The 26659-nt window shown below is 74.4% G+C and carries 26 protein-coding genes; 13 read left to right on the top strand and 13 right to left on the bottom strand.

Annotation, left to right across the window (positions count from 1 at the left end):
* Positions 1-43: 43 nt before the first annotated feature.
* A complete protein-coding gene (locus tag EDC57_RS09365) occupies positions 44-1267 on the top strand; it encodes a pyridoxal-phosphate-dependent aminotransferase family protein (protein WP_245995213.1) in 1224 nt (407 codons plus the stop codon).
* A gap of 4 nt (positions 1268-1271) precedes the next feature.
* Here EDC57_RS09365 and EDC57_RS09360 read toward each other — a convergent pair whose 3' ends face one another.
* Both EDC57_RS09360 and EDC57_RS09355 read right to left on the bottom strand, forming a co-directional pair.
* Entirely contained in the window at positions 1272-1982 is a 711-nt protein-coding gene (locus EDC57_RS09360; protein ID WP_123401590.1) for an SIMPL domain-containing protein, read from the bottom strand.
* Positions 1979-3613: a lytic transglycosylase gene (locus EDC57_RS09355; protein ID WP_123401589.1), complete on the bottom strand. Its 1635-nt coding sequence runs from the start codon at positions 3611-3613 to the stop codon at positions 1979-1981. Before EDC57_RS09355 ends, EDC57_RS09360 begins: the two co-directional genes overlap by 4 nt.
* Positions 3614-3781: 168 nt before the next feature.
* Between EDC57_RS09355 and EDC57_RS13325 the strand changes: the two genes are divergently transcribed.
* The 3 genes from EDC57_RS13325 to dnaQ are packed head-to-tail and all read left to right on the top strand — an operon-like array spanning position 3782 to position 5717.
* Positions 3782-4531 carry a class I SAM-dependent methyltransferase gene (locus tag EDC57_RS13325; RefSeq protein WP_170165094.1) on the top strand — a complete coding sequence of 250 codons (750 nt, stop codon included), beginning with the start codon at positions 3782-3784 and terminating at the stop codon, positions 4529-4531.
* Positions 4528-4998, top strand: a complete 471-nt coding sequence (gene rnhA / locus EDC57_RS09345; RefSeq protein WP_123401587.1) for a ribonuclease HI — start codon at positions 4528-4530, stop codon at positions 4996-4998. Before EDC57_RS13325 ends, rnhA begins: the two co-directional genes overlap by 4 nt.
* A complete protein-coding gene (gene dnaQ, locus EDC57_RS09340; RefSeq protein WP_123401586.1) occupies positions 4998-5717 on the top strand; it encodes a DNA polymerase III subunit epsilon in 720 nt (239 codons plus the stop codon). The genes rnhA and dnaQ overlap by 1 nt, the downstream gene beginning before the upstream one ends.
* 16 nt (positions 5718-5733) lie before the next feature.
* Here dnaQ and nhaD read toward each other — a convergent pair whose 3' ends face one another.
* Positions 5734-7179, bottom strand: coding sequence for a sodium:proton antiporter NhaD (gene nhaD / locus EDC57_RS09335; RefSeq protein ID WP_245995211.1), 1446 nt, complete (start codon positions 7177-7179; stop codon positions 5734-5736).
* 116 nt (positions 7180-7295) lie between these two features.
* On the opposite strand from nhaD, the gene EDC57_RS09330 reads away from it, so the two are divergent.
* Entirely contained in the window at positions 7296-9962 is a 2667-nt protein-coding gene (locus EDC57_RS09330) for an HAD-IC family P-type ATPase (RefSeq protein ID WP_123401585.1), read from the top strand.
* A 55-nt stretch (positions 9963-10017) separates the two neighbouring features.
* Positions 10018-11280: a sigma 54-interacting transcriptional regulator gene (locus EDC57_RS09325; protein ID WP_170165093.1), complete on the top strand. Its 1263-nt coding sequence runs from the start codon at positions 10018-10020 to the stop codon at positions 11278-11280.
* A 72-nt stretch (positions 11281-11352) separates the two neighbouring features.
* Here EDC57_RS09325 and EDC57_RS09320 read toward each other — a convergent pair whose 3' ends face one another.
* The 6 genes from EDC57_RS09320 to EDC57_RS09295 form a co-directional block, all read right to left on the bottom strand.
* Positions 11353-11547, bottom strand: a complete 195-nt coding sequence (locus EDC57_RS09320) for a YgaP family membrane protein (RefSeq protein ID WP_123401583.1) — start codon at positions 11545-11547, stop codon at positions 11353-11355.
* Between the two features lie 84 nt (positions 11548-11631).
* A complete protein-coding gene (locus EDC57_RS09315; protein ID WP_245995210.1) occupies positions 11632-12312 on the bottom strand; it encodes a Crp/Fnr family transcriptional regulator in 681 nt (226 codons plus the stop codon).
* Positions 12313-12322: 10 nt separating this feature from the next.
* Positions 12323-13459 (bottom strand): 3-deoxy-7-phosphoheptulonate synthase, encoded by a 1137-nt coding sequence (locus EDC57_RS09310; RefSeq protein ID WP_123401582.1) that lies wholly within the window; start codon positions 13457-13459, stop codon positions 12323-12325.
* Positions 13456-14352, bottom strand: a complete 897-nt coding sequence (locus EDC57_RS09305; protein ID WP_123401581.1) for a carbon-nitrogen hydrolase — start codon at positions 14350-14352, stop codon at positions 13456-13458. The genes EDC57_RS09310 and EDC57_RS09305 overlap by 4 nt, the downstream gene beginning before the upstream one ends.
* A gap of 34 nt (positions 14353-14386) precedes the next feature.
* Positions 14387-15418, bottom strand: coding sequence for an agmatine deiminase family protein (locus EDC57_RS09300; protein WP_123401580.1), 1032 nt, complete (start codon positions 15416-15418; stop codon positions 14387-14389).
* Positions 15419-15421: 3 nt separating this feature from the next.
* Positions 15422-15718, bottom strand: coding sequence for a hypothetical protein (locus tag EDC57_RS09295; RefSeq protein WP_211331948.1), 297 nt, complete (start codon positions 15716-15718; stop codon positions 15422-15424).
* 198 nt (positions 15719-15916) lie between these two features.
* Here EDC57_RS09295 and EDC57_RS09290 point away from each other — a divergent pair, with 198 nt between their 5' ends.
* From EDC57_RS09290 to lolD, 7 genes are all read left to right on the top strand, one after another.
* Positions 15917-17236, top strand: a complete 1320-nt coding sequence (locus EDC57_RS09290) for a sigma-54 interaction domain-containing protein (RefSeq protein ID WP_123401579.1) — start codon at positions 15917-15919, stop codon at positions 17234-17236.
* Positions 17237-17310: 74 nt separating this feature from the next.
* On the top strand, positions 17311-17895 hold the full coding sequence (locus tag EDC57_RS09285) for a NapC/NirT family cytochrome c (RefSeq protein WP_123401578.1): 585 nt from the start codon (positions 17311-17313) through the stop codon (positions 17893-17895).
* 217 nt (positions 17896-18112) lie between these two features.
* A complete protein-coding gene (locus tag EDC57_RS09280) occupies positions 18113-18757 on the top strand; it encodes a c-type cytochrome (RefSeq protein WP_123401577.1) in 645 nt (214 codons plus the stop codon).
* An 11-nt stretch (positions 18758-18768) separates the two neighbouring features.
* Positions 18769-20073 (top strand): FCSD flavin-binding domain-containing protein, encoded by a 1305-nt coding sequence (locus tag EDC57_RS09275; RefSeq protein WP_123401576.1) that lies wholly within the window; start codon positions 18769-18771, stop codon positions 20071-20073.
* Positions 20074-20143: 70 nt separating this feature from the next.
* Entirely contained in the window at positions 20144-20848 is a 705-nt protein-coding gene (sfsA, locus tag EDC57_RS09270) for a DNA/RNA nuclease SfsA (RefSeq protein ID WP_123401575.1), read from the top strand.
* Positions 20849-20885: 37 nt separating this feature from the next.
* Positions 20886-22133 (top strand): lipoprotein-releasing ABC transporter permease subunit, encoded by a 1248-nt coding sequence (locus tag EDC57_RS09265; protein ID WP_123401574.1) that lies wholly within the window; start codon positions 20886-20888, stop codon positions 22131-22133.
* A complete protein-coding gene (gene lolD, locus EDC57_RS09260; RefSeq protein WP_123401573.1) occupies positions 22126-22833 on the top strand; it encodes a lipoprotein-releasing ABC transporter ATP-binding protein LolD in 708 nt (235 codons plus the stop codon). The genes EDC57_RS09265 and lolD overlap by 8 nt, the downstream gene beginning before the upstream one ends.
* Here the strand turns inward: lolD and EDC57_RS09255 are convergent.
* The 4 genes from EDC57_RS09255 to EDC57_RS09240 are packed head-to-tail and all read right to left on the bottom strand — an operon-like array spanning position 22802 to position 26612.
* Positions 22802-24052, bottom strand: a complete 1251-nt coding sequence (locus tag EDC57_RS09255; protein ID WP_123401572.1) for a uracil-xanthine permease family protein — start codon at positions 24050-24052, stop codon at positions 22802-22804. The two genes, lolD and EDC57_RS09255, sit on opposite strands and share 32 nt — an antisense overlap.
* A 47-nt stretch (positions 24053-24099) precedes the next feature.
* Complete coding sequence (gene upp, locus EDC57_RS09250) at positions 24100-24726, bottom strand: uracil phosphoribosyltransferase (RefSeq protein WP_123401571.1); 627 nt, start codon at positions 24724-24726, stop codon at positions 24100-24102.
* A 21-nt stretch (positions 24727-24747) separates the two neighbouring features.
* A complete protein-coding gene (locus EDC57_RS09245; protein WP_123401570.1) occupies positions 24748-25302 on the bottom strand; it encodes an adenine phosphoribosyltransferase in 555 nt (184 codons plus the stop codon).
* Positions 25303-25304: 2 nt separating this feature from the next.
* Entirely contained in the window at positions 25305-26612 is a 1308-nt protein-coding gene (locus EDC57_RS09240; RefSeq protein ID WP_123401569.1) for an NCS2 family permease, read from the bottom strand.
* Between the last annotated feature and the right edge of the window lie 47 nt (positions 26613-26659).

The following is a 26659-nucleotide window of genomic DNA, read 5'->3' as shown; positions in this document are numbered from 1 at the left end:
ATGGAACATTGACGTTTCCGTCCGGAGAAGCAGAGGGAGGGGCATGGTGGCGACATCCGCGCAGACGCAGGCATCGGCGGTGCAGGCCTTCCGCCCGCCGCGGCGCATCCTCATGGGGCCCGGCCCCAGCGACGTGCACCCGCGGGTGCTGCAGGCCGTGGCGGCCCCCACCATCGGCCACCTGGACCCGGACTTCGTGGCCCTGATGGAGGAGGTCAAGGGCCTGCTGCGCCGCACCTTCCGCACCGGCAACATCCTCACCTTCCCGGTCTCGGGGCCCGGCTCGGTGGGTATGGAGACCTGCCTCGTGAACCTGATCGAGCCGGGCGACACGGTGGTGGTGTGCCGCAACGGCGTCTTCGGCCAGCGCATGGAGCAGATCGCGCGGCGCTGCGGCGCCGAGGTGGTGACGGTGGACGCGCCGTGGGGGCGGGCGGTGGACCCGGAGGCGCTGGAGGCGGCGCTCGCCCGCAACCCGCGGGCCTCGCTGGTGGCCTTCGTCCACGCGGAGACCTCCACCGGGGCGCAGTCCGATGCGCAGGCGCTCGCGGAGGTGGCGCACCGCCACGACTGCCTGGTGGTCGCCGACACTGTCACCTCCCTCGGCGGCACGCCGGTGGAGGTGGACGCCTGGGGGCTGGATGCGGTCTACAGCGGGACCCAGAAGTGCCTCTCCTGCGTCCCGGGGTTGTCGCCCGTGACCTTCGGCGAGCGCGCCCTCGAGCGCGTGCGCGGGCGGCGCACGCCGGTGCAGAGCTGGTTCATGGACGTGGGCCTCGTGGCCGACTACTGGGCCGGCGAGGGGCGGCGCACCTATCACCACACCGCCCCGGTCAACGCCGTCTACGCCCTCCACGAGGCGCTGCGCCTGCTGCACGAGGAGGGGCTCGAGCGCGCCTGGGCGCGCCACCGCCTCCACCACGAGGCCCTCAAGGCGGGCCTCGAGGCCCTGGGGCTTGCCTTCGTGGTGCCGGAGGCGGAGCGGCTGCCGCAGCTCAACGCCGTGCGCATCCCCGAGGGGGTGGACGACGCCGAGGTGCGCACGCGCATGCTGCGCGAGCACGGCATCGAGATCGGCGCCGGGCTCGGCGAGCTGGCCGGGCGCATCTGGCGCATCGGGCTCATGGGCTACGGCGCCCGCGAGGACAACGTCCTCGCCTGCCTGCGCGCGCTGGGGCAGGTCCTCGCCGAGCTCGGGCGCGACGTCTCCGCCGAGGCCGCGGTGGAGGCGGCGCGCGCCTGCTACCTCTCCGCCCCGCGTCGCTGAGCGCTCACGGGCAGTCGCCGCCCGGGGCGAGGACGAACTCGCCCTCGGCCCGGACCGTGACCTCGACCGGCGACTCGGCGGCGAGGACCGGCCCCTCCGCGGCCAGCGCCCGCAGCGGGCCCGGCCCCGCGGGGCCGCCGGTGGCGATGCGCACCCGCGCCGGGGCGGCGGCGTAGCCGCCGAGGGCGCACGCCACCGCCGCCGCCCGCCGCTGCAGCACCCGCACCGCCTCGCGCGCCGCCGCGTCCTCGGCGGCGCGGCGCGCCTGCGGGCCGAGGGCGGCCTCCTGGCCGGTGACCGCGACCGCCCCCGCGGGCCGGGCGAGAAGGGCCTCGAGGCGCGGCAGGAGCTCCGGCGGGGCCTCCAGCCGCAGGGCCAGCGTCGCCCGCCAGCGCGCGGGCGGTGCGGCGCGCGGATCGCCGAGCGGGTGCGCCGACAGCCCCACGCGGTCGAGCCGCACCGCGCGGCGGGTCTCGCCCAGGCCGGCGAGGGCGCGCCGCAGGGCCCGGCCCGCATCCTCGGCCGCGGCCACCGCGTCCTCCCGCCGTGCGCCCTCGGCCGCGGCCTCGAGACGGAGGACGACGCGGTCCGGCACGGCCTCCACGGCGGCGGTGGCGGCAAGCTCCAGGCGCGGGCCGGACGGCGGCTCGGCCGCCGCGAGTGGGGCGAGGAGGGCGGCCGCGAGCAGGATGCCGGGTCGCGGGCGGCGCCTCATGAGCTCGACTGCTCGGTGACGTCCACGTACAGGATCAGCTCCTGGCCCGGCTGCAGGTAGCGGTCGGGGTCGATGCCGTTCCACTCCACGACCTCGTCGACGCGGACGCGGAAGCGGCTGGAGATGGCGGCGAGGCTGTCGCCGCGGCGCACGGTGTAGCGCACCTTCTGCACCCGGGCCGGCGGGGCCGCGCGAGCGGGGGTGGGCGCGGCCTGCGGCAGCCACAGCACGAGGTGGTCGCCGGGACGGATGGGGTCGGCGGGGGCGATGCCGTTCCAGCGCGCAAGCCGCGCCACGGAGACCCCGTAGCGGCGGGCGATCCCCCAGAGGCTCTCGCCGCGGCGCACGGTGTGCACGACCCGTCGTCCGGGCTCTTCGCGGGCGAGGGTGCGGCGGCGGCGCGCCTCGGCGCTGAGGACGTAGGCCTCGGGGGCGCGGCTCGCCACCGGCACCAGCAGGTGGTCGCCGGCGCGGATGAGGTTGCCGCGGATCCCGTTGGTCCGGCGCAGGACCTCCACGGTGGTACGGTAGCGGCGGGCGATGGTGAGGAGGCTCTCGCCGCCGCGGATGCGGTGGCGGACCCAGCGCACGCGCCGCTCGGGGGGCAGCTCGGCGAGGGCCTGGCGCAGCCTCGGCGCCGCCTCGCGCGGCAGCAGCAGCCGGTGCGGCCCCTCCGGGGGTGTGGCCCAGCGGTTGTAGGCGGGGTTGAGGCGGTAGAGGGTCTCGATGTCGATGCCGGCGAGCTCCGCCGCCAGGGCGAGATCGATCTGGCCGTCGAGCTCCACCACCTCCAGCACCGGCTCGTCCGGGATCTCGGGCAGGCGCAGGCCGAAGGCATCGGGCCGGGCCACCGCCTCGGCCACGGCGAGGAGCCGCGGCACGTAGGCCGCGGTCTCGGGCGGCAGGTCGAGGGAGAAGAAGTCCACCGGGCGGCCGCGGCGGTGGTTGGCGCGCACCGCCCGCTGCACCGTGCCGGCCCCGGCGTTGTAGGCCGCAAGCGCCAGCAGCCAGTCGCCGTCGAAGGTCTCGTGCAGCCGCTCTAGGTAGTCGAGCGCCGCGCGGGTGGCCTCGAGCACGTCACGGCGGCCGTCGTACCACCAGTCCTGGCGCAGGCCGAAGCGCCGTCCCGTGGCCGGGATGAACTGCCACAGCCCCGCGGCGCGTCCCGGCGAGTAGGCGAAGGGCTGGAAGCCGCTCTCCACCACCGGGAGCAGCGCGATCTCGGAGGGCATGCCCCGCGCCTCCACGGCCTCGAGGATCAGGCGCAGGTAGGGGCGCGCGCGCTCGGCGACGCGCTCGAGGTAGTCGGGATGGTCGCCGAACCAGCGCAGCTCGGCCTGCACGCGCGGGTGCGCCAGCCGCGGCAGGGCGAGGCCGCCGCGCAGCCGCGCCCAGAGGTCCCACTGCACGCGGGCGGCGGCGGGGGCGTGGCTGCCGTCGTCGCAGACCGCGGCGGCGGGCTCGGGCGGCCCGGCCAGCACCGCCGGGTGCTGCGGTGCCACCACCAGGCTCGGTGGGCCGGCGGGCAGGACCACGGGCGGGGCCGTCGGCGCCGGGTCGCGCCGGGCCTCGAGCCCGGCGCAGCCCGCGAGCGCGGCGGCGATGAAGGCGAGGCCCGACAGCCGGCGCAAGCGAGATCCCCCCTTTTTCGTTTCCGCCCGGCGCGGTCGCCGCCGCCCCCCGCGGCGGCACGCCCATGGTAGGGAGCCCCCGGCGGGGGGTCAACCGGATCCGCCGCGCCCCGGGCGCACCACCACCCCCGGGTGAAGGCGGCGCCGCGAGCGGGTATCCTTGCGCCGGTGTCGAGGTCGGGCGCAGATCGGCGATCGCGTCTCCGCAGGCTGCGCGCCTGGTGCCGCAGTCCCCAGGGGCGGGTCTGGCAGGCGGCGGCGGGGGCGGCGCTGGAGGAGGTGCTGCCGGGCCTCTTCGGCTATCACATCGTGCTCCTCGGCCCCCTCTGCCCCGGGGCGGATCTGCTGGCGGCGAGCCGCATCCGCCACCGCATCGTCGCCGGCGAGCCGGGCTGGGGCGGCGAGGCGGGGCTGTGGGCGCGGCCCGAGGCCCTGCCCCTGGCCTCGGACAGCGTCGATGCGGTGGTCCTCGCCCACACCCTGGAGTTCGCCGCGGCGCCGCACCAGGTCCTGCGGGAGGTGGAGCGGGTGCTGATCCCGGAGGGGCACGTGGTGGTGCTGGGCTTCCACCCGTGGAGCCCGTGGGGGGCGGCCTGGCTCGCGGGCAGGCGCCGCGGCGGGCCCTGGGGCGAGCGGCTGCTCTCGCCGGTGCGGGTGCGGGACTGGCTGGCGCTGCTGGGCTTCGACGTGGTCGCCGAGCGGCGGCTGCTGCGGCGCCCGCCGCTGCCGGCCGAGGGGCTGCTGCTGCGGCTGCGCTGGCTGGAGCGGCCGATGGCGCGGCTGCGCCCGCCCGCCGGGGCCTACCTGCTGGTGGGGCGCAAGCGGGTCCTGACGCTGACGCCGGTGCGCCCGCGCTGGCGGCGGCGCGCGGTGACGGTGCCGGGGCTCATCAAGCCCACGGCGCGGGGGATGCGGTGACGACGGACGTGGTGGAGATCTTCACCGACGGGGCCTGCCGCGGCAATCCCGGGCCGGGTGGCTGGGGGGCGCTGCTGCGCTGGCGCGGCCACGAGCGCGAGCTCAGCGGGGCCGAGGCGCAGACCACCAACAACCGCATGGAGCTGACGGCGGCGATCCGCGCCCTGGAGGCGCTCAAGCGGCCCTCGGCGGTGGTGCTCATCACAGACTCGGAGTACCTGCAGCGCGGGGTCACGGAGTGGCTGCCGCGCTGGAAGGCGCGGGGCTGGCGTACCGCCTCGCGCCAGCCGGTCAAGAACCAGGACCTGTGGCGGCGGCTGGACGAGCTGCTCGCGCGCCACCGGGTGGAGTGGCGCTGGGTGCGCGGCCACAGCGGGCATGCCGGGAACGAGCGCGCGGACGCGCTGGCGCGGCGGGCCATCGACGAGATGCTCGGGCGGCCGCCGGCGGCCGGGGAGGAGGGCTGATGCGGCAGGTGGTGCTGGATACCGAGACCACGGGTCTGGACCCCGCCCAGGGGCACCGGATCATCGAGATCGGCTGCGTCGAGATCGTCGACCGACGCATCACGGGGCGCGAGTTCCACACCTATCTGCGCCCGGACCGCGAGATCGACGAGGGCGCGGTGGAGGTGCACGGGATCACGCTCGCGGACCTGGCCGACAAGCCGCGCTTCGCGGAGGTGCTCGAGGCGCTGCTGGAGTTCCTCGCCGGCGCCGAGCTCCTGATCCACAACGCCCCCTTCGACGTCGGCTTCCTCAACCACGAGCTGCGCCTCGCCGGGCACGAGCCCGCCGATATCGGCCGCATCTGCCGCATCACCGACACCCTCGAGCTCGCCCGGCGCCTCCACCCGGGGCAGCGCAACAGCCTCGATGCGCTGTGCCGGCGCTACGGGGTGGACGCCTCCCAGCGCGAGCTGCACGGGGCGCTGCTGGACGCGCGGCTGCTGGCCGAGGTCTATCTGGCCATGACCGGCGGCCAGGCGCGGCTCTCCCTCGAGGGGGAGGAGGGGGCCGGGGCCGGCACGGCCGGCGGCATCCGCCGCCTGCCCGCCCGGCGCCCGCCGCTTCCCGTGCTCGCGCCGACGCCCGAGGAGCTCGCCGCCCACGAGGCCCGCCTCGACGCCATCGAGCGCGAGGCGGGCCGCTGCCTCTGGCGCGAGCTCGAGGCCGCGGCCGACTGAGCCCGCCGCGGCCCCGTCAGCCGCCCGCGGCGCGCTGGAACAGCGGGGCGTTCAGCCACATGTGGACGAGGATGCTGGCGGCGTAGCCGGCGGCGATCACCGGCGTCCACCGCAGGTGGCTGAAGAAGGTGTAGCGCCCGCGCGCAAGCCCCATGAGCGCCACGCCGGCGGCGGAGCCGATGGAGAGGAGGCTGCCGCCGACCCCGGCGGTGAGCGTCACCAGCAGCCACTGGCCGTGGGACATGTCCGGGTTCATGGTGACTACCGCGAACATGATGGGGATGTTGCCCGCCACCGCGGAGAGGATGCCCACCATGGTGTTGGCGAAGGTGGGACCCCAGCCCGTGTACATGACCCGCGAGACCACCTCCAGGTAGCCGAGGTAGCCGAGGCCGCCCACGCACAGCACCACGCCGTAGAAGAAGAGCAGGGTGTCCCACTCGGCGCGGGAGACGTTCTCGAAGACCTCGAAGGCGACCGGCTCGCCGAGATCCTCCTCGTCCGTGCCCGCCTCCATGCGCCTGCTGCGTCCCCGCTCGCGGCCGCGGGTGACCTTGAGGTAGAAGCCGAAGAACATGAGGTAGGACAGGCCCGTCATCATCCCGATCACGGGCGGCAGGTGGAGGAAGTTGTGGTAGGAGACGGCGGTGACGATGGTGAGCAGGAACAGGGCGACGATGCGCTTCGCCCCCCGCTTCATCTGCACCACCTCGCTGCTCGGCGCGGGCTTGAGGTCGGGCACGGCGAAGTGCATCGCCGCCGCGGGGACGGCGAAGTTGACCACCGAGGGGATGAAGAGGGCGAAGAACTCGTGGAAGGGCACCATCCCCTTCTGCCAGACCATCAGGGTGGTGATGTCGCCGAAGGGGCTGAAGGCGCCGCCGGCGTTGGCGGCGACGACGATGTTGATGCAGGAGAGCGCCACGAAGCGGGCGTTGTCCTTGCCGACCGCCAGCACCACCGCGCACATGAGCAGCGCCGTGGTCAGGTTGTCCGCCACCGGCGAGATGAAGAAGGCGAGCCACCCCGTGATCCAGAAGAGCTTGCGGTAGCCGAAGCCCTTGCGGATGAGCCAGGCGCGCAGGGCGTCGAAGACCCGCCGCTCCTCCATGGCGTTGATGTAGGTCATGGCCACGAGGAGGAAGAGCATCAGCTCGGCGTATTCGAGGAGGTTGCCGCGCAGCGCCTCCTCGGCCTGGACCGGGTCGCCGTGGCGTCCGGCGTAGACGGCGATCATCCCCCAGATGATGCCCGCGGCGAGGATCACGGGCTTGGACTTGCGCAGATGCGTTAACTCCTCCGCCATCACCAGCAGGTAGGCGAGGACGAAGATGGCGAGCGCCACGTAGCCGATGGGGTGGCGCGTGAGGTCCTCGGCGGGGCCGGCGGCGAGGGCCGGGACGGCGAAGGCGGCGAGGAGGACGGGCGCGGCGACGGCGAGCAGGGGGTGGAGTCGGTGCACGCGGATGCTCCTTCTTCTTCTCAAGGGGGTGCCTCTGGCCGGCGGGCTATTTTCCGGCCCGCGCCCGCGCCCCGCAACCGTTGCCCCCGGCGGGGGCGCGCTGCTACCCTGCGGGCATGCCGAGGGAGGGGGCCGCGCCGCAGTGGCATGCGCTCGCCGCGGCGGAGGTGCTGGCGCGCCTCGCCAGCGGCCCGGACGGCCTCGGCGCCGCGGAGGCGGCGGCGCGGCTTGCCCGCCACGGGCCCAACCGCCTCCCGCCGCCGCCGCGGGACGGGCCGCTGCGCCGCTTCCTGCGCCAGTTCGAGAGCGTCTACATCCACGTCCTCCTCGCCGCCGCGGCGGTGACCGCCGCGCTGGGCCTGTGGCTCGACGCCGGGGTCATCCTCGGTGTCGTGCTCGTCAACGCCCTCATCGGCTTCATCCAGGAGGGGCGGGCGGAGGACGCCATGGAGGCGATCCGGCGCGTGCTGGCGCCGCGGGCGACGGTGGTCCGCGACGGCCGGCTCGCCGAGGTGGACGCCGCTGGGCTGGTGCCGGGGGACGTGGTGGTGCTCGCCGCCGGGGATCGGGTGCCCGCGGACCTGCGGCTGCTGGAGGCGCACGCGCTGGCGGTGGACGAGGCCGCGCTCACGGGCGAGTCCGTCCCGGTGGAGAAGGCCGTCGCCGCGGTGGCGCCGCAGAGTCCGCTCGCCGAGCGCCGCTCCATGGCCTGGGCGGGGACGATGGTCCGGCGCGGGCAGGGCCGGGGGGTGGTGGTGGCCACCGGGCCCGGGACCGAGATCGGGCGCATCAGCGGCATGGTGGCGCAGCGCCCGCCCCTCGCCAGTCCGCTTCTTGCGCGCCTGGCGCGGCTCGCGCGCTGGGTCACGGCCCTGACCCTGCTGCTTGCGGCGGCGGGCTTTGCCGCCGGCGTGCTCTGGCACGGCGCCGACGCCGCGCACATGTTCCTGGCCTCGGTGGCCCTCGCGGTGGCGGCGATCCCCGAGGGCCTGCCCGCCATCGTCACCATCACCCTCGCGGTGGGGGTGCAGCGCATGGCCCGCCGCAACGCCGTCATCCGCCGCCTGCCCGCGGTGGAGACCCTCGGCGCGGTGACTGTGATCTGCACCGACAAGACCGGCACCCTGACCCGGGGCGAGATGACGGTGGTGGAGGTGGTGACGGCGAGCGGGGTCCACCGCGTCGCCGGCGCGGGCTACGAGCCGCGGGGCGCGGTGGTGCCGCCGGCGGACGCCGCCCTCACGGCCCTGGCGGGGGCCTGCGCGCTTGCCGCCGACGCGCACGTGGAGCCCGGCCCCGACGGCTGGCGCGCGGCGGGGGACCCGGTGGATGCGGCGCTGCACGTGCTCGCGCGCAAGCTCGGTCTGGACCCCGCGGCGCTGGCGGTCTCGGCGCCGCGCATCGCGGCGCTGCCCTTCGATCCCGCCCGCCGCTTCACCGCAAGCCTCCACCGCGAGGCCGCGGGGCGGCGCCTGCTCTGCCTCAAGGGGGCGCCGGAGGCGGTGCTCGCCCGCTGTGCGCGGGTGCGTACCGCCCGGGGCGAGGCCCCCCTCGAGGCGGCGGCGTGGCGCGCGCGGGCCGAGGCCATGGCGCGGGCGGGGCGGCGCGTGCTGGCGGTGGCGGAGCGGCGGGTGGAGGACGGCGCCGGCGGGCCCCTCGAGGCGCTGGCCGGGGACGGCCTGACCCTGCTCGGGCTCGTGGGGATCATGGACCCGCCGCGGCCGGAGGCGGCGCCCGCGGTGGCGCAGGCGCGGCGGGCGGGGATCGCGGTCAAGCTGGTCACCGGCGACCATCCGGGCACCGCCGCCGCGGTGGCGCGCGCGGTGGGCATCGCCCGGCCCGAGCCGGTGCGCACGGGCGGGGAGCTCGCGACGCTGGACGAGCGCGGCTGGCGGGAGGCGGCCGCCGGCTGCGACGTCTTCGCCCGCACCAGCCCCGAGCAGAAGTTGCGGCTGGTGGAGGCCCTGGACGGGCTGGGGGCGGTGGTAGCCATGACCGGCGACGGAGTCAACGACGCCCCGGCGCTCCGGCGCGCCCACGTGGGCGTGGCCATGGGCCGCGGCGGCACCGAGGCGGCGCGGGAGGCCGCCGAGGTGGTGCTCGCCGATGATCACTTCGCCACCATCGTGGCGGCGGTGGAGGAGGGGCGGGTGGTGGACGACAACGTCCGCAAGGCGCTCCTCTTCGTGCTCCCCACCAACGGTGCCGAGGCGCTCGCGGTGTGGATCGGGATGGTGACCGGGCTGCCGCTGCCGGTGACCCCGCTGCAGATCCTCTGGATCAACATGGTCACCGCCGTCACCCTGGCGCTGGCGCTGGCCTTCGAGGCGCCGGAGCCCGACGTGATGGCGCGCCCGCCGCGCCCGCCGCGCGCGGGGCTGCTCTCGCCGCTGCTCGCCTGGCGCGTGGCCCTGGTCTCGGTGCTGGGGGCGGGCGCGGTCTACCTCGCCTACGAGCTCGTCGCGCCCCGCGGCGAGGCGGCGGCGCGCACGGCCGCCGCCAACACCCTGGTGCTCGCGGAGGCGGCCTACCTCTTCACCACCCGGCGGGTGCTGGCCCCGCTCTGGCGGGGCCCGCCCCTGCGGGCCAATCCCTGGGTGGCGCGGGCGGTGGCGGCGGTGCTCGCGCTGCAGCTCCTCTTCACCCACGCCCCGCCGCTGCAGGCGCTCTTCGGCACCGCGGCGCTCGGCCCTGGGGCATGGGGACTCGCCGCCGCTCTCGGTCTGGCGGTGGCGGCGGCGGCGGAGCTCGACAAGGCGGCGTGGCGGCGCCTCGGGCGTTGATCGGCGGGTGCCCTCATGACAGCATGGGGGGATGCCCCGCGGGGGAGGAGCCGCCATGGGGGCTCCGGAGCACCTCGACCGCCCCACCTGCCAGCAGGTCATCGACCTGCTGCCGGAGCCCTTCGTGGTCATCGACCGCGACTACCGCATCGTCGCCGCGAACCGCGCCTACCGGCGCCGCTACGGCCTGCGCCGGGGCGAGGTGGAGGGGCGGCGCTGCCACGAGGTCTCGCACCGCTCGCCGGTGCCCTGCAGCCGCCACGGCGAGGTCTGTCCGCTGGAGATGGCGCTGGCGAGCCGCGGCCCGGCCCAGGCGCTGCACGTCCACTACGACGCCGACGGGCGGGCCGACCGGGTGGAGCTCGAGGTCATGCCGATCCTCGACGGCGGCTGCGTGCGCTTCTTCGGCGAGCGCATCCGGCCGCTGAGCGAGCGGGCGGTGGCGGGCGAGCTGCTGGTCGGGCGCTCGCCGTCCATGCTGCGGGTGCTGGCGCTGCTGCAGCGGGCGGCGCGCAGCGAGGCCGCGGTGCTGCTCTCGGGCGAGGGCGGGACCGGCAAGGAGCAGGCCGCGCGCTACCTCCACCATCACTCCCGCCGCGCCGACGGCCCCTTCGTGGTGGCCGACTGCGCCGCCCTCGGCCCGGCCGGGATCGAGGAGGCGCTCGCCGGCGATCCGGCGCCGGGCCGCGGCGGGCTGCTGGAGGCGGCGCGCGGCGGGACCCTCTTCATCGACGAGGTGGCGGAACTGCCCCCGGGCGCGCAGGCGCGGCTCCTGCGCGCCCTGGAGGGGGGGCGGGCGGATGTGCGGGTGGTGGCGGCGACGCGGCGCGACCTCGTCGCCTGCGTCGAGCGCGGCCGTCTGCGCGCCGACCTCTACTACCGCCTCGGCGCCTTCCCGGTGGAGATGCCGGCCCTCCGGGAACACATCGACGACGTCCCGGCGCTGGCCGAGCACTTCGTCGCCGCCATGGACGGGGGCGGCCGCCACCTGCCGCTGGCGCCGGAGGTGCTCGAGCGGCTCATGTCGTACCACTACCCCGGCAACGTGCGCGAGCTGCGCCACATCGTCGAGCGCGCGGTGGTGCTCGCCGGCGACGGGCCGCTGCGGCCCCGGCACGTGGTCTTTCCCGCCGAGCCGCAGGCGGTGCAGCCGCTGCGCCGCCGCGGCCGCCCCGCGGGCGGGACCGTGGGCCGCGAGGCGGTGCTCGCCGCCCTTGCGCGCGCCGGCGGGCACCGCGGCCGCGCCGCCGCCTACCTCGGCGTCAGCGAGCGCACCCTCTACCGCTACCTGCGCCGTCTGCGCGAGGGTGCAGGCTGAGGGCGGCCGACGCCGCCGACGAAGAAAGGCCCGCCGCGCGGCGGGCCTTCCTGCCCCGGCCCGGGGTCCGGTTCAGGCCTTGGCCTCGCCGGTGGTCTTGATGCCGAGCAGGCTGTAGAGCGGGCAGAAGCCGATCAGGCCGGTCACCAGCGGGATGACGCCGATCCAGCCCCAGGGCGTCTTGGGGCCGAACAGCGCGAGCCCGATCAGGACCAGGCCGAGGACGATGCGGATGACCTTGTCGATGGTGCCGACGTTCTTGCTCATGGCAGGCCTCCTCTGGCGTTGTCCATCGGTGGGTGCAAGCTGCGGACAGTTCAGCAGCTCTTCAAGGTCTGCGCAGTAACAAAGTCACACAAGCCCGCCCGCGGCCGCGCGCCGCAGGGCCTCGGGGTCCCGCACCTCCACCCAGCCGCGGCCGAGGGCCACCCAGCCGTGGCGCTCGAACTCCTTGAGCAGGCGGCTGACCACCTCGCGGGCGGTGCCGAGCTCGGCGGCGAGCGCCTGGTGGGTGGCCTCGATGCGGGCCCCGCCCGCGGCCAGCTCCAGGAGGCGGTGGGCGAGGCGGCGGTCCATGCGCCCGAAGGCCACCTCCTCCACGAGGAGGATGAGCTCGGTGACGCGCCGGGCGTAGACCGCGAAGACCAGCTCGCGGAAGCGCGCGGACTCGGCGAGCACGCGGTGGAACTCGTGCACCGGCACCGCCACCGCGTCCACCTCGGTCTCGGCCACGCCCTCGGCGGGGTAGCGGGAGCTCGCGAGCAGGCAGGTGGTGGTGAGGACGCAGCCCTCGCCCCGCTCGACGCGGTAGAGGACGATCTCGCGCCCGCTCTCCGAGACCTTCTGCACGCGCACCGTGCCGTCGAGCACCAGCAGGTAGCTACGGCAGCCCTCGCCCTCGCGGAAGACCACGGTGCCGGCCGGCAGGCGCACGCGCCGGGCCGCGGCGAGGAGCACGTCGCGCGAGCGCGGCTCCACCGCCGCAAGCTGCGGGAAGGCGTCGATGCAGGCCCGCTCCAGCGCCCGCGGCAAGGCCGCCCCCTCAGCCCTGCCCGGCCACCGCGGGCGTGCCGGCCTCACCGGCGCGGCGGCGCCGGGCCTCGTAGGCCTCGCGGACGATGGCGACGTCGTCGAGGAAGTGGCCGAGCTCGTCGAGGCGCAGGGCCTGCGGGCCGTCCACGAGGGCCTTGGCGGGGTCGGGGTGGAAGTCCACCAGGATCATGTTGGCGCCCGCGATCACCCCCTGGGCGGTGGCGTGGAAGATGTCGAGCAGCCCGTCGGGCGAGGCCTGGCGGCCGCCCACGGAGTGGGAGGGGTCGATGCAGACCGGCATGCGCGTCAGGCGCTTGACCACCGGCACGTGGGCGAAGTCGACGAGGTTGCGGTGGGGGTCGCCGAGGTGGGTCTTGACCCCGCGCAGGCAGAAGACGATGCGGTGGTTGCCCTCGCTGGCGAGGTACTCGGCGGCGTTGAGGGACTCCTCCAGGGTGATGCCGAAGCCGCGCTTGAGCAGCACCGGGAAGTCGTTCTGGCGGCCGACGATCTTGAGCAGCTCGAAGTTCTGCGTGTTGCGGGTGCCGATCTGGAGCATGACCCCGGTGGGCTCGCCGGCGCGGCGCAGGGCCTCGCGGATCTCGTCCACCTGGCTCTCGTGGGTCACCTCCATGGCGACGACGCGGATGCCGTACTTGCCGGCGAGCTCGAAGACCCAGGGCAGGCAGGCCTTGCCGTGGCCCTGGAAGGCGTAGGGGCTGGTGCGCGGCTTGTACGCCCCCATGCGGGTGCAGACCACGCCGTGCTCGGCGAGGGCCCGCATCATCTGCTCCACGTGCTCGCGCGTGTCCACGGCGCACAGGCCCGGGAAGACCTGCAGCCCGTCCTGGTCGAAGCGCACGCCGTTGTACTCGAAGCCGTGGATGCGCGCGGCGTCGCGGTGGCGGCCGAGGATGCGGTAGGCCTCGGAGACGCGGATGACGCGCTCCACACAGGGCAGGCTGGCCATCTCCTCGGCGTCCAGCGCGTGGGTGTCGCCGATGAGGTAGATCTCGGTCAGGACCTGCTGGGCGCCGACCACGTCGTGGACCCGCGCCTCGATGCCGGGCAGCGCCGCCAGGTGCTCCATGAGCGCGCGGAACGCCGGCCCCGCGTGGTCGGTGTTGGGCTCGAGGATCAGGATCATGGCTGCGGCTCGTCCAGGTAGCGCCGGGCCAGCCCGGCGTAGGCGTCGATGCGGCGGTCGCGCAGGAAGGGCCAGATGCGGCGCACGGCCTCGGTGCGGCCGCGGTCGATCTCGGCGAGGAGCACCGTCTCCTCCTCGCCGGCGCTGGCGAGCCACTCCCCCTGCGGGCCGCAGACGAAGCTGGCGCCCCAGAAGCGGATCCCGCCCGCGCCGTCGGGGGCGGGCTCGAAGCCGGTGCGGTTGCAGGCGGCGAGGGGCAGGCCGTTGGCCACCGCGTGGCCGCGCTGCACGGTGCGCCAGGCCTCGAGCTGGCGCGCCTGCTCGTCGGCGGGCTCGGCGGGGTCGAAGCCGATGGCGGTGGGGTAGAGGAGGAGCTCGGCGCCGGCGAGGGCCATCAGCCGCGCCGCCTCCGGGTACCACTGGTCCCAGCACACCAGCACGCCGAGGCGGCCCACCGCCGTGTCCACGGGACGGAAGCCGAGGTCGCCGGGGGTGAAGTAGAACTTCTCATGGTAGCCCGGGTCGTCCGGGATGTGCATCTTGCGGTAGCGCCCCGCGATGCGGCCGTCGCGATCGAGGACCACGGCGGTGTTGTGGCACAGCCCCGGCGCGCGGCGCTCGAAGACCGAGGCGACCACCACCACGCCGTGGGTGCGGGCGGCCTCGGCGAGCCGCTCCGTGGTGGGGCCGGGCACCGGCTCGGCGAGATCGAAGGCGGCCACGTCCTCGCGCTGGCAGAAGTAGGGCGTGCGGTGCAGCTCCGGCAGCACCACCAGGGCGGCGCCGGCGCGCGCCGCCTCGGCGATGCCGTCGAGGCTGCGCGCGAGGTTCGCCTCGGGGGCGCCGTCGCAGCGCTGCTGCACCAGCGCGATGGGGAGCGTGTCCTGGCTCATGGGTCCTCGCCTCTGGGGAGGCGGCATTATCGCATCATCCGGCGCCGGCGAGGCTGCCCGCCGGAAGCTGCATGGTGACGCAGTGGAGGCTGCCGTTCTGGCGCACCAGGGCGCGGCAGTCGATGCCCACGATCTGGCGCCCCGGAAAGAGGGCGCGCAGGCGCTCGGCCGCCGTCTCGTCGGCCGGGCTGCCGTAGGTGGGCAGGAGCACGGCGCCGTTGATGACGAGGAAGTTGGCGTGACTTGCCGGCAGCGGGCGCCCGTCCTCCTCCAGCGGCGGCGGGGGCGGCAGCGGGTGGAGGCGGTAGGGGCTGCCGTCGGCGCGGCGCAGGGCGCGCAGCGCCGCCTCGAGCCCGCGCAGGGTGTCGCGGTCGCGGTGCCCCGGAGGGGGCGGGGCGACGTAGGCGATGTCGGCGGGGGAGCAGAAGCGGGCGAGGGTGTCGATGTGGCCGTCGGTGTCGTCGCCGGCCAGCGCGCCCGCCTCCACCCAGAGGATGCGCCGCACCCCGAGGTGGCGGTGCAGCGCCTCCTCCATGGCGGCGCGGGTGATGCCGGGATTGCGCCGCGGGTCGAGGACGCAGCGGGCGGCGGCGAGCAGCGTGCCGGCGCCGTCGCTGTCGACGGCCCCACCCTCCAGCACCAGCGGCACCGGCTCCCGCGGCGCCTCCCCGAAGAGGCCGGCCTCGTGCAGGCGGGCGGTGATGGCGTCGTCGCGCGCCGCGGGGTACTTGCCGCCCCAGCCGTCGAAGCGGAAGTCCACCACCACGGGGCGGCCGTCCTCCAGCGCCACCAGCGGCCCGTGGTCGCGGGCCCAGGTGTCGTCGCTGGGGGCGGTCGCGAGCAGCAGCCGCCGCGGCGGCAGGTGCCTCAGCCGCGAGGCCACCTCGGCCCGGTGCGCCTCGTCGCGGCAGACCACCACCACCCGCTCGCGCTCGGCCACGGCGGCGGCGATCTCGGCGTAGCAGGTCTCCACCGCGCCGAGGTCGTCGGCCCAGTCGGTGCCCTCGTGGGGCCAGGTGAGGAGGACGCCGTCCTGCGGCGCCCACTCGGCGGGAAGCAGGCGCACCGGTCAGCGGTGGATCACGGTGTCGATGACGTAGCGGCCCTCGAAGTAGACCGTGTAGCGCGGATAGACCCAGCGCGTGATGGGGGGGTCGCCCACCGGCGGCATCTTCACCTGCGGCACGCCGAAGCGGGCCTGGACCTCGTCCATGGTCATGCCGCGGGTCGGTCGCGGCAGCCCCTCGGGGCTGTTGGGCGGCTCCTGGGCGATGGCCTCGATGAGCAGCGTGGCCGCCCTGGCGGGCGCCGCGGCGATCGTCGCGAGCAGGGCGAGGACCGCCGCCTGCGTGCGCAACCCCTTCATCCTGCACCTCCCTCCTGCGCACCGGGACTATAGCACCGGGCGCCGAGCCGCTGCCACACATGGGGGGCGCCTGCCGGTGGCGGCCGCGGCACGGCGCAGATGCCGGGTGACACCGCGCCCTACCCCGGAATGGATGTTGTGTCAGCCCCATGGTCATGACATCGTCATGACGAGGCGGGATGGAGAGGGAGCGCGAAGATGCCTTCCGCCCTGAGGCAGCCGAGCTGCCGGCAGGTGCTCGACCTCCTCCCCGAACCCTTCGTGGTCATCGACCGCGACTACCGCATCGTCGCTGCGAACCAGGCCTATCTGCGCCGCTACGGGGTGGCCGCGGGCGAGGTGGAGGGGCGGCGCTGCCACGAGATCTCGCACCGCTCTCAGGTCCCCTGCAGCCGCAACGGCGAGATCTGCCCGCTGGAGACGTCGATGGCCACCGGCCGGCCAGCCCAGGTCCTGCACGTGCACTTCGATCGCGGCGGGCGCGCCGAGCGGGTGGAGCTTGTGGTCACGCCCATCGTCGAGGGGGGCGAGGTGGCGTTCGTGGGCGAACGCATCCGGCCGCTGGCCGATCCGGACGATGCGGCCGAGCTGCTGGTGGGGCGTTCGCAGCCGATGCTGGAGGTCCTTGCCCTGTTGCGGCGGGTGGCCCAGGCCCAGGTGACGGTGCTGCTCACGGGCGAGAGCGGGGTCGGCAAGGAGCAGGCCGCGCGCTACCTGCATCACCAGTCGTCGCGGGCGGGCGGGCCCTTCGTGGTGGTGGACTGCAGCACGCTCAGCCCCAACCTCATCGAGAGCGAGCTCTTCGGCCACGAGAAGGGCGCCTTCACGGGGGCCAGCACGAGCCGCAAGGGGCTCTTCGAGGCAGCCCACGGCGGCACCCTCTTCATCGACGAGGTGGGCGAGCTCCCCATGGAGCTTCAGGCCCGCCTGCTTCGGGCCCTGGAAGTGGGGGCGGTGCGGCGCGTCGGCTCCACCCACTACCGGCGCGTCGATGTGCGGGTGGTGGTGGCCACCCATCGCGACCTCGTCTCGTGGGTCCGCAGCGGTCGCTTCCGCGCTGACCTCTATTACCGCCTCGCGGCCTTCCCCGTCCGCGTGCCGGCCCTGCGCGAGCACCTCGAGGACGTGCCGGCGCTGGCGGAGCATTTCCTGCGAAGGATGGAAGGAGGCGGGCGCTTCCTGCCCCTGGCCGAGGGGGTGGTGGAGCGGCTCATGTCCTATCCCTACCCCGGCAACGTGCGGGAGCTGCGCAACATCGTGGAGCGGGCGGTGGTGCTGGCGGGCGACGGTCCCATCGAACCCGAGCACGTCGTGTTCCCGGAAGAGCCCACGCACAAGCCTGATCCCGAGCCGCAAGGCAAGGGCCGGCTGCGCAGGATGCGCAGCCCCGGGCCTGAACGGATCCGGGAGGCGCTTCAGCGTGCCGAGGGACATCGCGGGCGCGCCGCGGCGGAACTCGGGATCAGCGAGCGCACCCTTTACCGGTACCTGCGGCGGATGCGCGCGGACGGCGACTGAGGCCTTCCGCACCCGCGGGTACGGATCTTGCTTCCGGCTCCGGCCGATTGGGTCAGGAGGAGTCGGGAGTCGCCATGAACATCTTCTTCCGCCGCTGGAAACTCCGTCCCTGGGTGGTGCCGTCGGTGCTGACCCTGGTTGCGGTGGGTGCGGTCTACGGCGCGGTCTACTATCCCCTCGTCGAAGGCACCAACAGCATGGCCTTCTGCATCTCATGCCACGAGATGCGCACGCCGTACGAGGAGTACAAGGAGTCGCTCCACTACCGCAACCCTTCGGGGGTGCGCGCCGAGTGCCCGGACTGCCACGTCCCGCAAGCCTTCGTGCCGAAGCTGGCGGCCAAGATCCGTGCCGCCAAGGACGTCTGGTTCACCCTCACGGGCAAGATCGACACGCCGGAGAAGTTCCGGGCCCACCGCCTGGAGATGGCGGAGCGGGTCTGGTGGTTCATGGAGCGCACGGACTCCGCCACCTGCCGCAGCTGCCACCAGTGGGACGGCATGGACCTCGGGGAGCAGGACCGCCAGGCGCGGCGCAAGCATGAGACGGCGCAGGAGAGGGGCAAGACCTGCATCCACTGCCACCGCGGCGTCGTCCACCGGCTGCCCGAGCGCGACGAGCCCGATGAACAGGGCGGGGAGGAAGAAGCCGCGACCTGACCGAGGGCGCGCATGTCACGACGATTGTCATGACAGCCATGGTCCCGTCATACCCGAGGGTCGCCTTGCTTGCCCCGAGGAATGCGGGGTGGTCGAGGCAGGGGCGGTGGAGGGCCGTACTGGCACGGACCATGCATGGATGTGCTGACCCCGTTGCCAAGGGTCGTCAAGACCACAAGGACCGAACGACAACCAGGAACCAGGAAGAGGAGGAGCCATGAAGACCGTGGACCGAAAGAAGCTGCTCGCCCTCGCCGGGGGCGTGCTCCTCGCGTCGGGGGCGTTCGCGGCCCCTAGCGGGCGAATGCTCGCCGATACCTGCGCCGGCTGTCACGGCACGGACGGGGTGAGCAACGGTCCGGCCACCCCCACCATCGCCGGGATCTCGAAGACGTATTTCCTGAGCGCCATGCTCGCCTACAAGTACGGAGGGGATGAGGAGAAGATCGAGCAGGCGGCCAAGGCGCTCGGCGTCGATCCCGGCGACATCGAGACCCTGCCCCGCACCTCGACCGTGATGGCGCGCATCGCGCGGGGCTACAGCGACCAGGAGATTCTGGCCATGGCCGATCACTTCGCCTCGAAGAAGTTCGTCGGCCACCGCCAGAAGGTGGACGGGGAGCTTGCGCGCAAGGGCGAGCGCCTGCACAAGGACAACTGCGAGAAGTGCCACGAGGAGGGCGGTCGTGTCGGCGACGGTGCGGGCATCCTGGCCGGCCAGTGGAAGACCTATCTGGAGTTCGCCATCGCGGACTTCCGCAGCGGCGACCGCGCCATGCCCAAGAAGATGCGGGCGAAGATGAAGGACCTCAGCGATGAGGACCTCGAGGCCCTGATCCACTACTACGCCGGCCAGAAGTGAGGGAGGAGGAGATGAGCCAGATCACGCGACGCGACTTCCTGAAGACCGGGGGGGCCCTCGGCGTGGCCGCCCTCACCGGCGTGGTGACGGCGCCGGCCGTCGCCAAGGGGGAGAAGAAGGTGGTGATCGTCGGCGGCGGGCCGGGCGGGGCCACCGTCGCCCACTATATGCGCCGCCTCGACCCCTCCATCGAGGTTACGCTGGTGGAGCGCAACCGCGTCTACCACACCTGCTTCATGAGCAACGAGGTGCTCGGCGGGTTCCGCGACCTCGAGCGCATCCGCTTCGGCTACGATGGCCTCCGCAAGAAGGGGGTGAAGGTGGTGCACGACACCGTGACCGCCATCGACGCGGATGCGCGGAAGGTGCACCTTGCGGGCGGCAAGACCCTCGGCTACGACCGCTTGGTGGTCGCCCCCGGGATCGACTTCAAGTGGGAGACCATCGAGGGCTACGACGAGCAGGTTGCCGGGACCATTCCCCACGCCTGGAAGGCCGGGCCGCAGACGGCGACCCTGCGCAAGCAGCTCGAGGCGATGCCGGACGGCGGGACGGTGGTCATCTGCCCGCCGCCCAATCCCTTCCGCTGCCCGCCGGGGCCCTACGAGCGGGCGAGCCTCATCGCCGCCTACCTCAAGCGGCACAAGCCGCGCTCCAAGATCATCATTCTCGATGCCAAGGCCAAGTTCTCCAAGCAGGGGCTCTTCATGCAGGGCTGGAAGGCCCTCTACGGCTACGGCACCGACAACAGCATGATCGACTGGGTGAGCGGCGAGAAGACCGACTACGGCATCGAGCGGGTGGACGCGGCCACGCGCACGGTGGTCACCAAGTTCGGCGACGCCGTCAAGGGGGATGTCCTCAACGTCATCCCAGCGCAGAAGGCCGGTGCCATCGCCCACGCGGCGGGCCTCACCGATGGCGACTGGTGCCCGGTGAACAAGCAGACCTTCGAGTCCTCCATCCACCCCGGGGTCCACATCCTGGGAGACGCCAGCGTGGCGGCGGCGATGCCCAAGTCGGGCTACGCCGCCAACTCGCAGGCCAAGGTCTGCGCCGCCGCCGTGGTCGCCCTGCTCAACGACCAGGCCCCTCCGGAGCCGTCCTACGTCAACACCTGCTACTCCATCGTCGGGCCCGACTGGGGCATCTCGGTGGCCGCGGTCTACCGCTACAACCGCGAGAAGAACGAGATCGAGGGAGTGAAGGGCGCAGGCGGGCTGACGCCCATGGACGCCACCCCGGAGCATCGGCGCCGTGAGGTGGCCTACGCCCATAGCTGGTTCAACAACATCACGCGCGACATCTTCGGCTGAGGGTGCAAGCATCACCCCTCCGCTCCCAGGGGGCATGGACGCCCCCTCTTTTTTGCGCCATGGTGGGACCATGCGTCTGCCGCCGCTCATCGAGGGGCGCCTCCTGCGCCGCTACCAGCGGTTCCTCGCCGACGTCCGCCTCGCCGACGGCGGCGTGGTCACGGCGCACACGCCCAACACGGGGGCGCTCGCCGGCTGCTGCGATCCGGGCAGCCGCGTCTGGCTGAGCGAGGCCGCGGGCCCGCGCCGCCGCTGTCGCCACACCTGGGAGCTGGTGGAGGCGGCCGGCGGGGTGCTGGTGGGGATCCACACCGGGCGGGCCGAGGCGCTGGTGGGCGAGGCGATCGAGCGCGGGACGGTGGCGGAGCTGGCCGGGGCGCGGGCGCTGCGCGCGCAGGTGCGCTACGGGCGCGAGGGCAGCCGCGCCGATCTCGCCTGCGTCGACGCCGCGGGCCGGCGCTGCCTGGTGGAGGTGAAGAACGTCACCCTCGTGGAGGGGCGCCTCGCCCTCTTTCCCGACGCGCCCACGGCGCGCGGGCGGCGCCACCTGCGCGAGCTCGCCCGCGCCCGCGCCGAGGGGGCGCGGGCGCTGCTCGTCTACTGCGTGCAGCGCGCCGACGCCGAGGCGGTGGCGCCGGCGGCCGCCATCGACCCCGACTACGCGCGGGCGGCGGCCGAGGCCGCCGCGGCCGGGGTGGAGCTCGTCGCCTACCGGGCGGAGGTGGGCCTGCGCGAGATCCGCCTCGTCACCGCCCTGCCCGTGCGCGCGGCCTGAGCCCTGCGGATGCCGCGGCTGTGGTTTAATACGCGCCATGTTCCGCCCCGTCGAGCTCTGGATCGGCCTGCGCTATACCCGCTCGCGTCGGCGCAACGGCTTCATCTCCTTCATCTCGCTGACCTCCATCGCCGGCATCGCGCTGGGCATCACCGCGCTCATCACGGTGCTCTCGGTGATGAACGGCTTCGAGCGCGAGCTGCGCGCGCGCATCCTCGCCATGACCGCGCACGCCACCATCCGCGGCTACGGGGCGCCGCTCGCGGACTGGCCGCAGGTGCTCGAGCATGCCGCGGCGGACCCACGGGTGGCGGGGGCGGCGCCCTTCGTGCGCGTGGAGGCGATGCTGAGCTCGGGGCAGGCGGTGGCCGGGGCCATCGTGCGGGGGATCGATCCGGCGCTCGAGCCGCGGGTCTCCGAGGTGGCGCGGCACATGGCCGCGGGGACGCTGGCGGATCTGGTCCCGGGGGGGTGGGGGATCGTGCTCGGGCGCGAGCTCGCGGCGGCGCTGGGGGTGGCGCCGGGGGACAAGGTCACGGTGGTGGTGCCGCAGGTGCAGGTGACCGCGGCCGGCTTCCTGCCGCGCCTGCGCCGCTTCACCGTGGTGGGGCTCTTCGGCGTCGGCATGTACGAGTACGACCGCGGCCTCGCCCTGATCCACATCGACGATGCGCGCCGGCTGCTGCGGCTGGGGGATGCGGTGACCGGCGTGCGGCTTCGCCTGCACGACCTGTTCGAGGCCCCGCGGGTGGTGCGCGACATCGCCCGTGCCCTGCCCGGGGCCTACCTCGTCAGCGACTGGACGCGTGAGCACGCCAACTTCTTCCGCGCCGTGCGCACGGAGAAGCGGGTGATGTTCGTGATCCTGACCCTGATCGTGGCGGTGGCGGCCTTCAACATCGTCTCCACCCTGGTCATGGTGGTCACCGACAAGGCGAGCCAGATCGCCATCCTGCGCACCCTGGGGGCGTCGCCGGCGAGCATCCTGGCCGTGTTCGTGATCCAGGGGGCGCTCATCGGGGCCGTCGGCACCGCCCTCGGCATCGCCGGCGGGGTCGCCCTCGCCCTCAACGTGGAGACCCTGGTGCCGGCGGTGGAGCGGGCCCTGGGCGTGCAGTTCCTGCCCGCCGACGTCTACTACATCTCGGAGCTGCCCTCGGAGCTGCGCGCCGGCGACGTGGTGCGGATCGGCGGGGTGGCCTTCGCGCTCAGCCTCCTGGCCACGCTCTATCCGGCCTGGCGCGCCGCCCGCGTGCGCCCGGCGCAGGCCCTGCGCCATGAGTGAGGCGGTGCTCGCCTGCCGCGGCCTGCGCCACACCTATGTGGAGGGGGCGCTGCGCACCGAGGTCCTGCGCGGGGTGGATCTGACGGTGCGCGCCGGGGAGCGGGTCGCGGTGGTGGGCGCCTCGGGCTCGGGCAAGAGCACGCTGCTGCACCTGCTCGGGGGGCTCGACCGCCCCACGGCGGGGACGGTGGAGGTGGCCGGGCGGGCGCTCGCCGCCCTCGGCGAGGCGGAGCTCGGTCGCTGGCGCAACCGCCATCTCGGCTTCGTCTACCAGTTCCACCATCTGCTGCCGGAGTTCACGGCGCTGGAGAACGTCGCCATGCCGCTGCTCATCCGCGGCGAGCCGCCGCGGCGGGCGCGGCGCGAGGCCGCCCGCCTGCTCGAGGAGGTGGGGCTTGCGGCGCGCATGGACCACCGTCCGGCCGAGCTCTCGGGGGGCGAGCGCCAGCGCACCGCGGTGGCCCGGGCGCTGGTCACCCGGCCGCGCTGCCTCCTCGCCGACGAGCCCACCGGCAACCTCGACCGGCGCAACGCCGAGCAGGTCTTCGAGCTGATGCTGGCGCTCAACCGCGCCTACGGCACGGCGCTGGTGGTGGTCACCCACGAGCCGCGCCTCGCCGCGCGCATGGACCGGGTCCACGAGCTGGTGGACGGCGTCCTGCGCGAACTCACGGGCGCGACCGCGGCAGCACCAGGTTGAGGACCACGCCCAGCAGCCCGGCCAGCCCGATGCCGGAGACGGAGAAGGCCGCCCCGCCGAGGCTCAGTCCCCCGATGCCCGCCACCAGCATGATGGCGACGATGGCGAGGTTGCGCGGCTCGGTGAGGTCCTCGCCCGAGCGCACCAGGGTGTTGAGCCCCACCACCGCGATGGCGCCGAAGAGCAGGATCAGGATCCCGCCCATGACCGGGGTCGGGATGGTGGAGAGGAAGGCCCCGATCTTGGCGACGAAGGAGAAGAGGATGGCGAAGAGCGCCGCCCAGGTCATGATCGCCGGGTTGAAGGCGCGGGTCAGGGCCACCGCCCCCGAGACCTCCGAATAGGTGGTGTTGGGGGGGCCGCCGAGGAGGGCGGCGAGCGAGGTGGCGAGCCCGTCGCCGAGCAGGGTGCGGTGCACGCCGGGGCGGGCGAGGTAGTCGCGGCCGGTGATGGAGCCGATGGCGAGGACGTCGCCGAAGTGCTCGATGGCGGGCGCGATGGCCACGGGGAGGATGTAGAGCACCGCCTGCCAATTCCATTCCGGGGCGACGAAGCGGGGGAGCGCGAACCAGGGCGCCTCGCGCAGGGGGGTGAAGTCCACGAGGCCGGCGGCGAGGGCGGCGACGTAGCCTGCGCCGACGCCGCACAGGATCGGCACCAGGCGCAGCATGCCGCGCCCGCGCAGGGCCACGGCCACAGTGACCGCGAGCGCCACCGCGGCGACGGCCAGCGCCTTGCCCTGCGGCACCAGGACCTGGCTCCCGTCGCCGCTGCGGCCCATGGCCAGGTGGACCGCCACCGGCGCCAGCACCAGGCCGATGACCATGATCACGGGTCCGGTCACCACCGGCGGCAGCAGCCGGTGCAGCACTGCCACCCCGCGCCAGCGCACCAGCGCCGAGAGCAGCACGTAGACCAGGCCCGCGGCGGCGAGACCCGACAGCGTGGCCGGGATGCCCCAGGTCTTGGTGCCGTGGAGGATGGGGGCGATGAAGGCGAAGGAGGAGGCGAGGAAGACCGGCACCTGGCCGCCGGTGACGAGCTGGAAGAGCAGGGTCCCGGCGCCGGCGGTGAAGAGCGCCACGTTGGGGTCGAGGCCGGTGAGCAGGGGCACCAGCACCAGCGCCCCGAAGGCGACGAAGAGCATCTGCGCCCCCACGATGGCCTCGCGCGGGCGCAGGCGGTAGGCGGTGGGATCGTCGTGGCGTTCGGCGGGCATCGCGGACCTCCCCTGCGCGTGTCGTGGTCGTCGGTCGTCGCGGCTGCTCACTTGGTGCCGAAGATCTTGTCCCCGGCGTCGCCCAGCCCCGGCAGGATGTAGCCGGCGTCGTTGAGGCGCTCGTCGACGGCGGCGACGTAGATGTCGACGTCGGGATGGGCGCGCTCGACGCGTTCGATCCCCTCCGGGGCGGCGACCAGGAACAGCCCGCGGATGGTCTGGCATCCGGCCTCCTTGAGGAGGTCGATGGTGGCCACCACGGTGCCGCCGGTGGCGAGCATGGGGTCGAGCACCAGGGCGAGGCGGTCCTCCAGGTGGCGCGCGGTCTTGAAGTAGTACTGCACCGGCTCGAGGGTCTCCTCGTTGCGGTACATGCCGACGACGCTCACCTTGGCGCTGGGGATGAGCTCGAGCACGCCCTGCATCATGCCGAGCCCGGCCCGCAGCACCGGCACCACGGTGACCTTCTTGCCCTTGATCCGCTCCACCGCCACCGGCCCCGCCCAGCCCTGCACCGTGCGGCGCTCCATGGGCATGTCCTTGGTGGCCTCGTAGGTGAGCAGGCAGGCCACCTCGGAGGCCAGCTCGCGGAAGCTCTTGGTGCTGATGTCGGCGGCGCGCATCAGGCCCAGCTTGTGGCGCACCAGGGGATGGTCGACGACGTGCACGGCCATGGTCGGATCGCTCCTGTGCGGTCAGGACGGGTAGTGCACGATGCTGTGCAGCGGCACCGGGGCGAGACGCCCGCGTCCGCCGAGCCCGTCGAGCTCCACCAGGCACAGCGCCCCCAGGACCTCCACCCCGTGCTCGGTGAGCAGGGTGGCGCAGGCGCCGAGGGTGCCGCCGGTGGCGATGAGGTCGTCGACGAGGACGACGCTGCGGCCCGGCGTCAGGGCGTCGGCGTGGATCTCCACGGCGTCGCTGCCGTACTCGAGCTGGTACTCGATGCGGCGCGTCTCGTGGGGCAGCTTGTCGGGCTTGCGCACCGGCACCAGGCCGACGCCGAGGCGGTAGGCCAGGGGTGCGCCGAAGAGGAAGCCCCGGGCCTCGGGGCAGACCACCGCGTCCGGCCGCCAGCCCGCGCGCCGGCAGATCGCGGCGAGGGCGTCGACGACCTCGCCGAAGACCGGCCCCGATCCCAGCAGCGGCGTGATGTCGCGGAAGACGATGCCGGGCTTCGGGAAATCCGGGATGTCGCGGATGAGGGCGCGGCAGCGCCGCGCAAGCTCCGCCGGATCCCCGCCGTCCATCCTCAGGCCCCTCCCGCGAGGGCGTGGTAGAGCACCAGCGCGGCGGCCAGCGTCCCCATCACGGGGTGGATCGTGCGGGCGCGTCCGGCGAGGAGCTGGACCGCCACCCAAGAGACCACGCCGGCGGTGATGCCGGTGGCGATGGAGTAGGTGAAGGGCATGGCGACGATGGTGAGGAACGCGGGCACCGCCTGCTCCATCCGCGTCCAGTCGAGCTCGGCCGCGCCGCGCATCATGAGGGCGCCGACCACGATCAGCGCCGGGGCGGTGGCGAGCGCGGGCACCGCCGTGAACAGCGGCGTCAGGAAGAGGGCGGCGAGGAAGAGCAGCGCCACCACCACCGCGGTCAGGCCCGTGCGTCCGCCCTCCTCGACCCCGGTCGCCGACTCGATGTAGGTGGTGACCGTACTGGTGCCGAGGAGCGCCCCGACGGTGGTGCCGGCGGCGTCGGCGAAGAAGGCGCGGCCGGCGCCGGGCAGCCGGCCCTCGCGGTCGAGGAAGCCGCCCAGGCGCCCGACCCCGAGCAGCGTGCCCGCGGTGTCGAAGAAGTCGACGAAGAGGAAGGCCAGGATCACCGGGAGCAGGCTCGCGCGGAAGACCTGCGAGAGGTCCATGGCGAGCAGCGTCTCGCGCGGCAGCGCCGGCGGGGCGACGAGGCGCTGCGGCGCCGGCGCGAGCCCGGCCGCCCAGGCCGCGAGGGTGAGGACGACGATGCCGATGAGGACGGCGCCGCGCACCCCGCGGGCCAGCAGCGCCCCCATGAGGAGGACCCCGGCGAGGGCGAGGAGCACCTTCGGCTGGTGGAGATCGCCGAGGGTGACCAGGGTCGCCGGGTGGTCCACGGTGAGGCCCGCGTTCTCGAACCCGATGATGGCGAGGAAGAGCCCGATGCCGGTCATGGTGGCGATCTTGATCTCGCGCGGGATGGCGTCGATGACCCGCGCGCGCGCCCCCGAGGCCGCGAGCAGCATGAAGAGCAGGCCCTCGACGAAGACCGCGGTGAGGGCCACCGGCCACGGCACCCCCATGCCCTGGACCACGCCGAAGGTGAAGTAGGCGTTGAGGCCCATGCCCGGCGCGAGGGCGAAGGGGAAGTTGGCCCAGAGCCCCATCACCAGCGTCGCCAGGGCGGAGGCCAGCGCCGTCGCCGCGGCCACGTCCGCCGCCGGCATCCCGGTGGCGGAGAGGATCTGGGGGTTGACGAAGAGGATGTAGGCCATGGTGAGGAAGGTGGTCACCCCGGCCCGGATCTCGGTGCCCACGCTGCTGCCCCGGGCGCGGATCTGGAACAGCCGTTCGAGGGTCTCCATGGGGAGCGGCTCCCTGGGATGTCGGGTGCGGGTGCTGCGGGCGCGCG

It is taken from the genome of Inmirania thermothiophila (assembly GCF_003751635.1).
Classification (GTDB): domain Bacteria; phylum Pseudomonadota; class Gammaproteobacteria; order DSM-100275; family DSM-100275; genus Inmirania; species Inmirania thermothiophila.
This window is presented reverse-complemented; position numbering and strand designations above follow the sequence as displayed.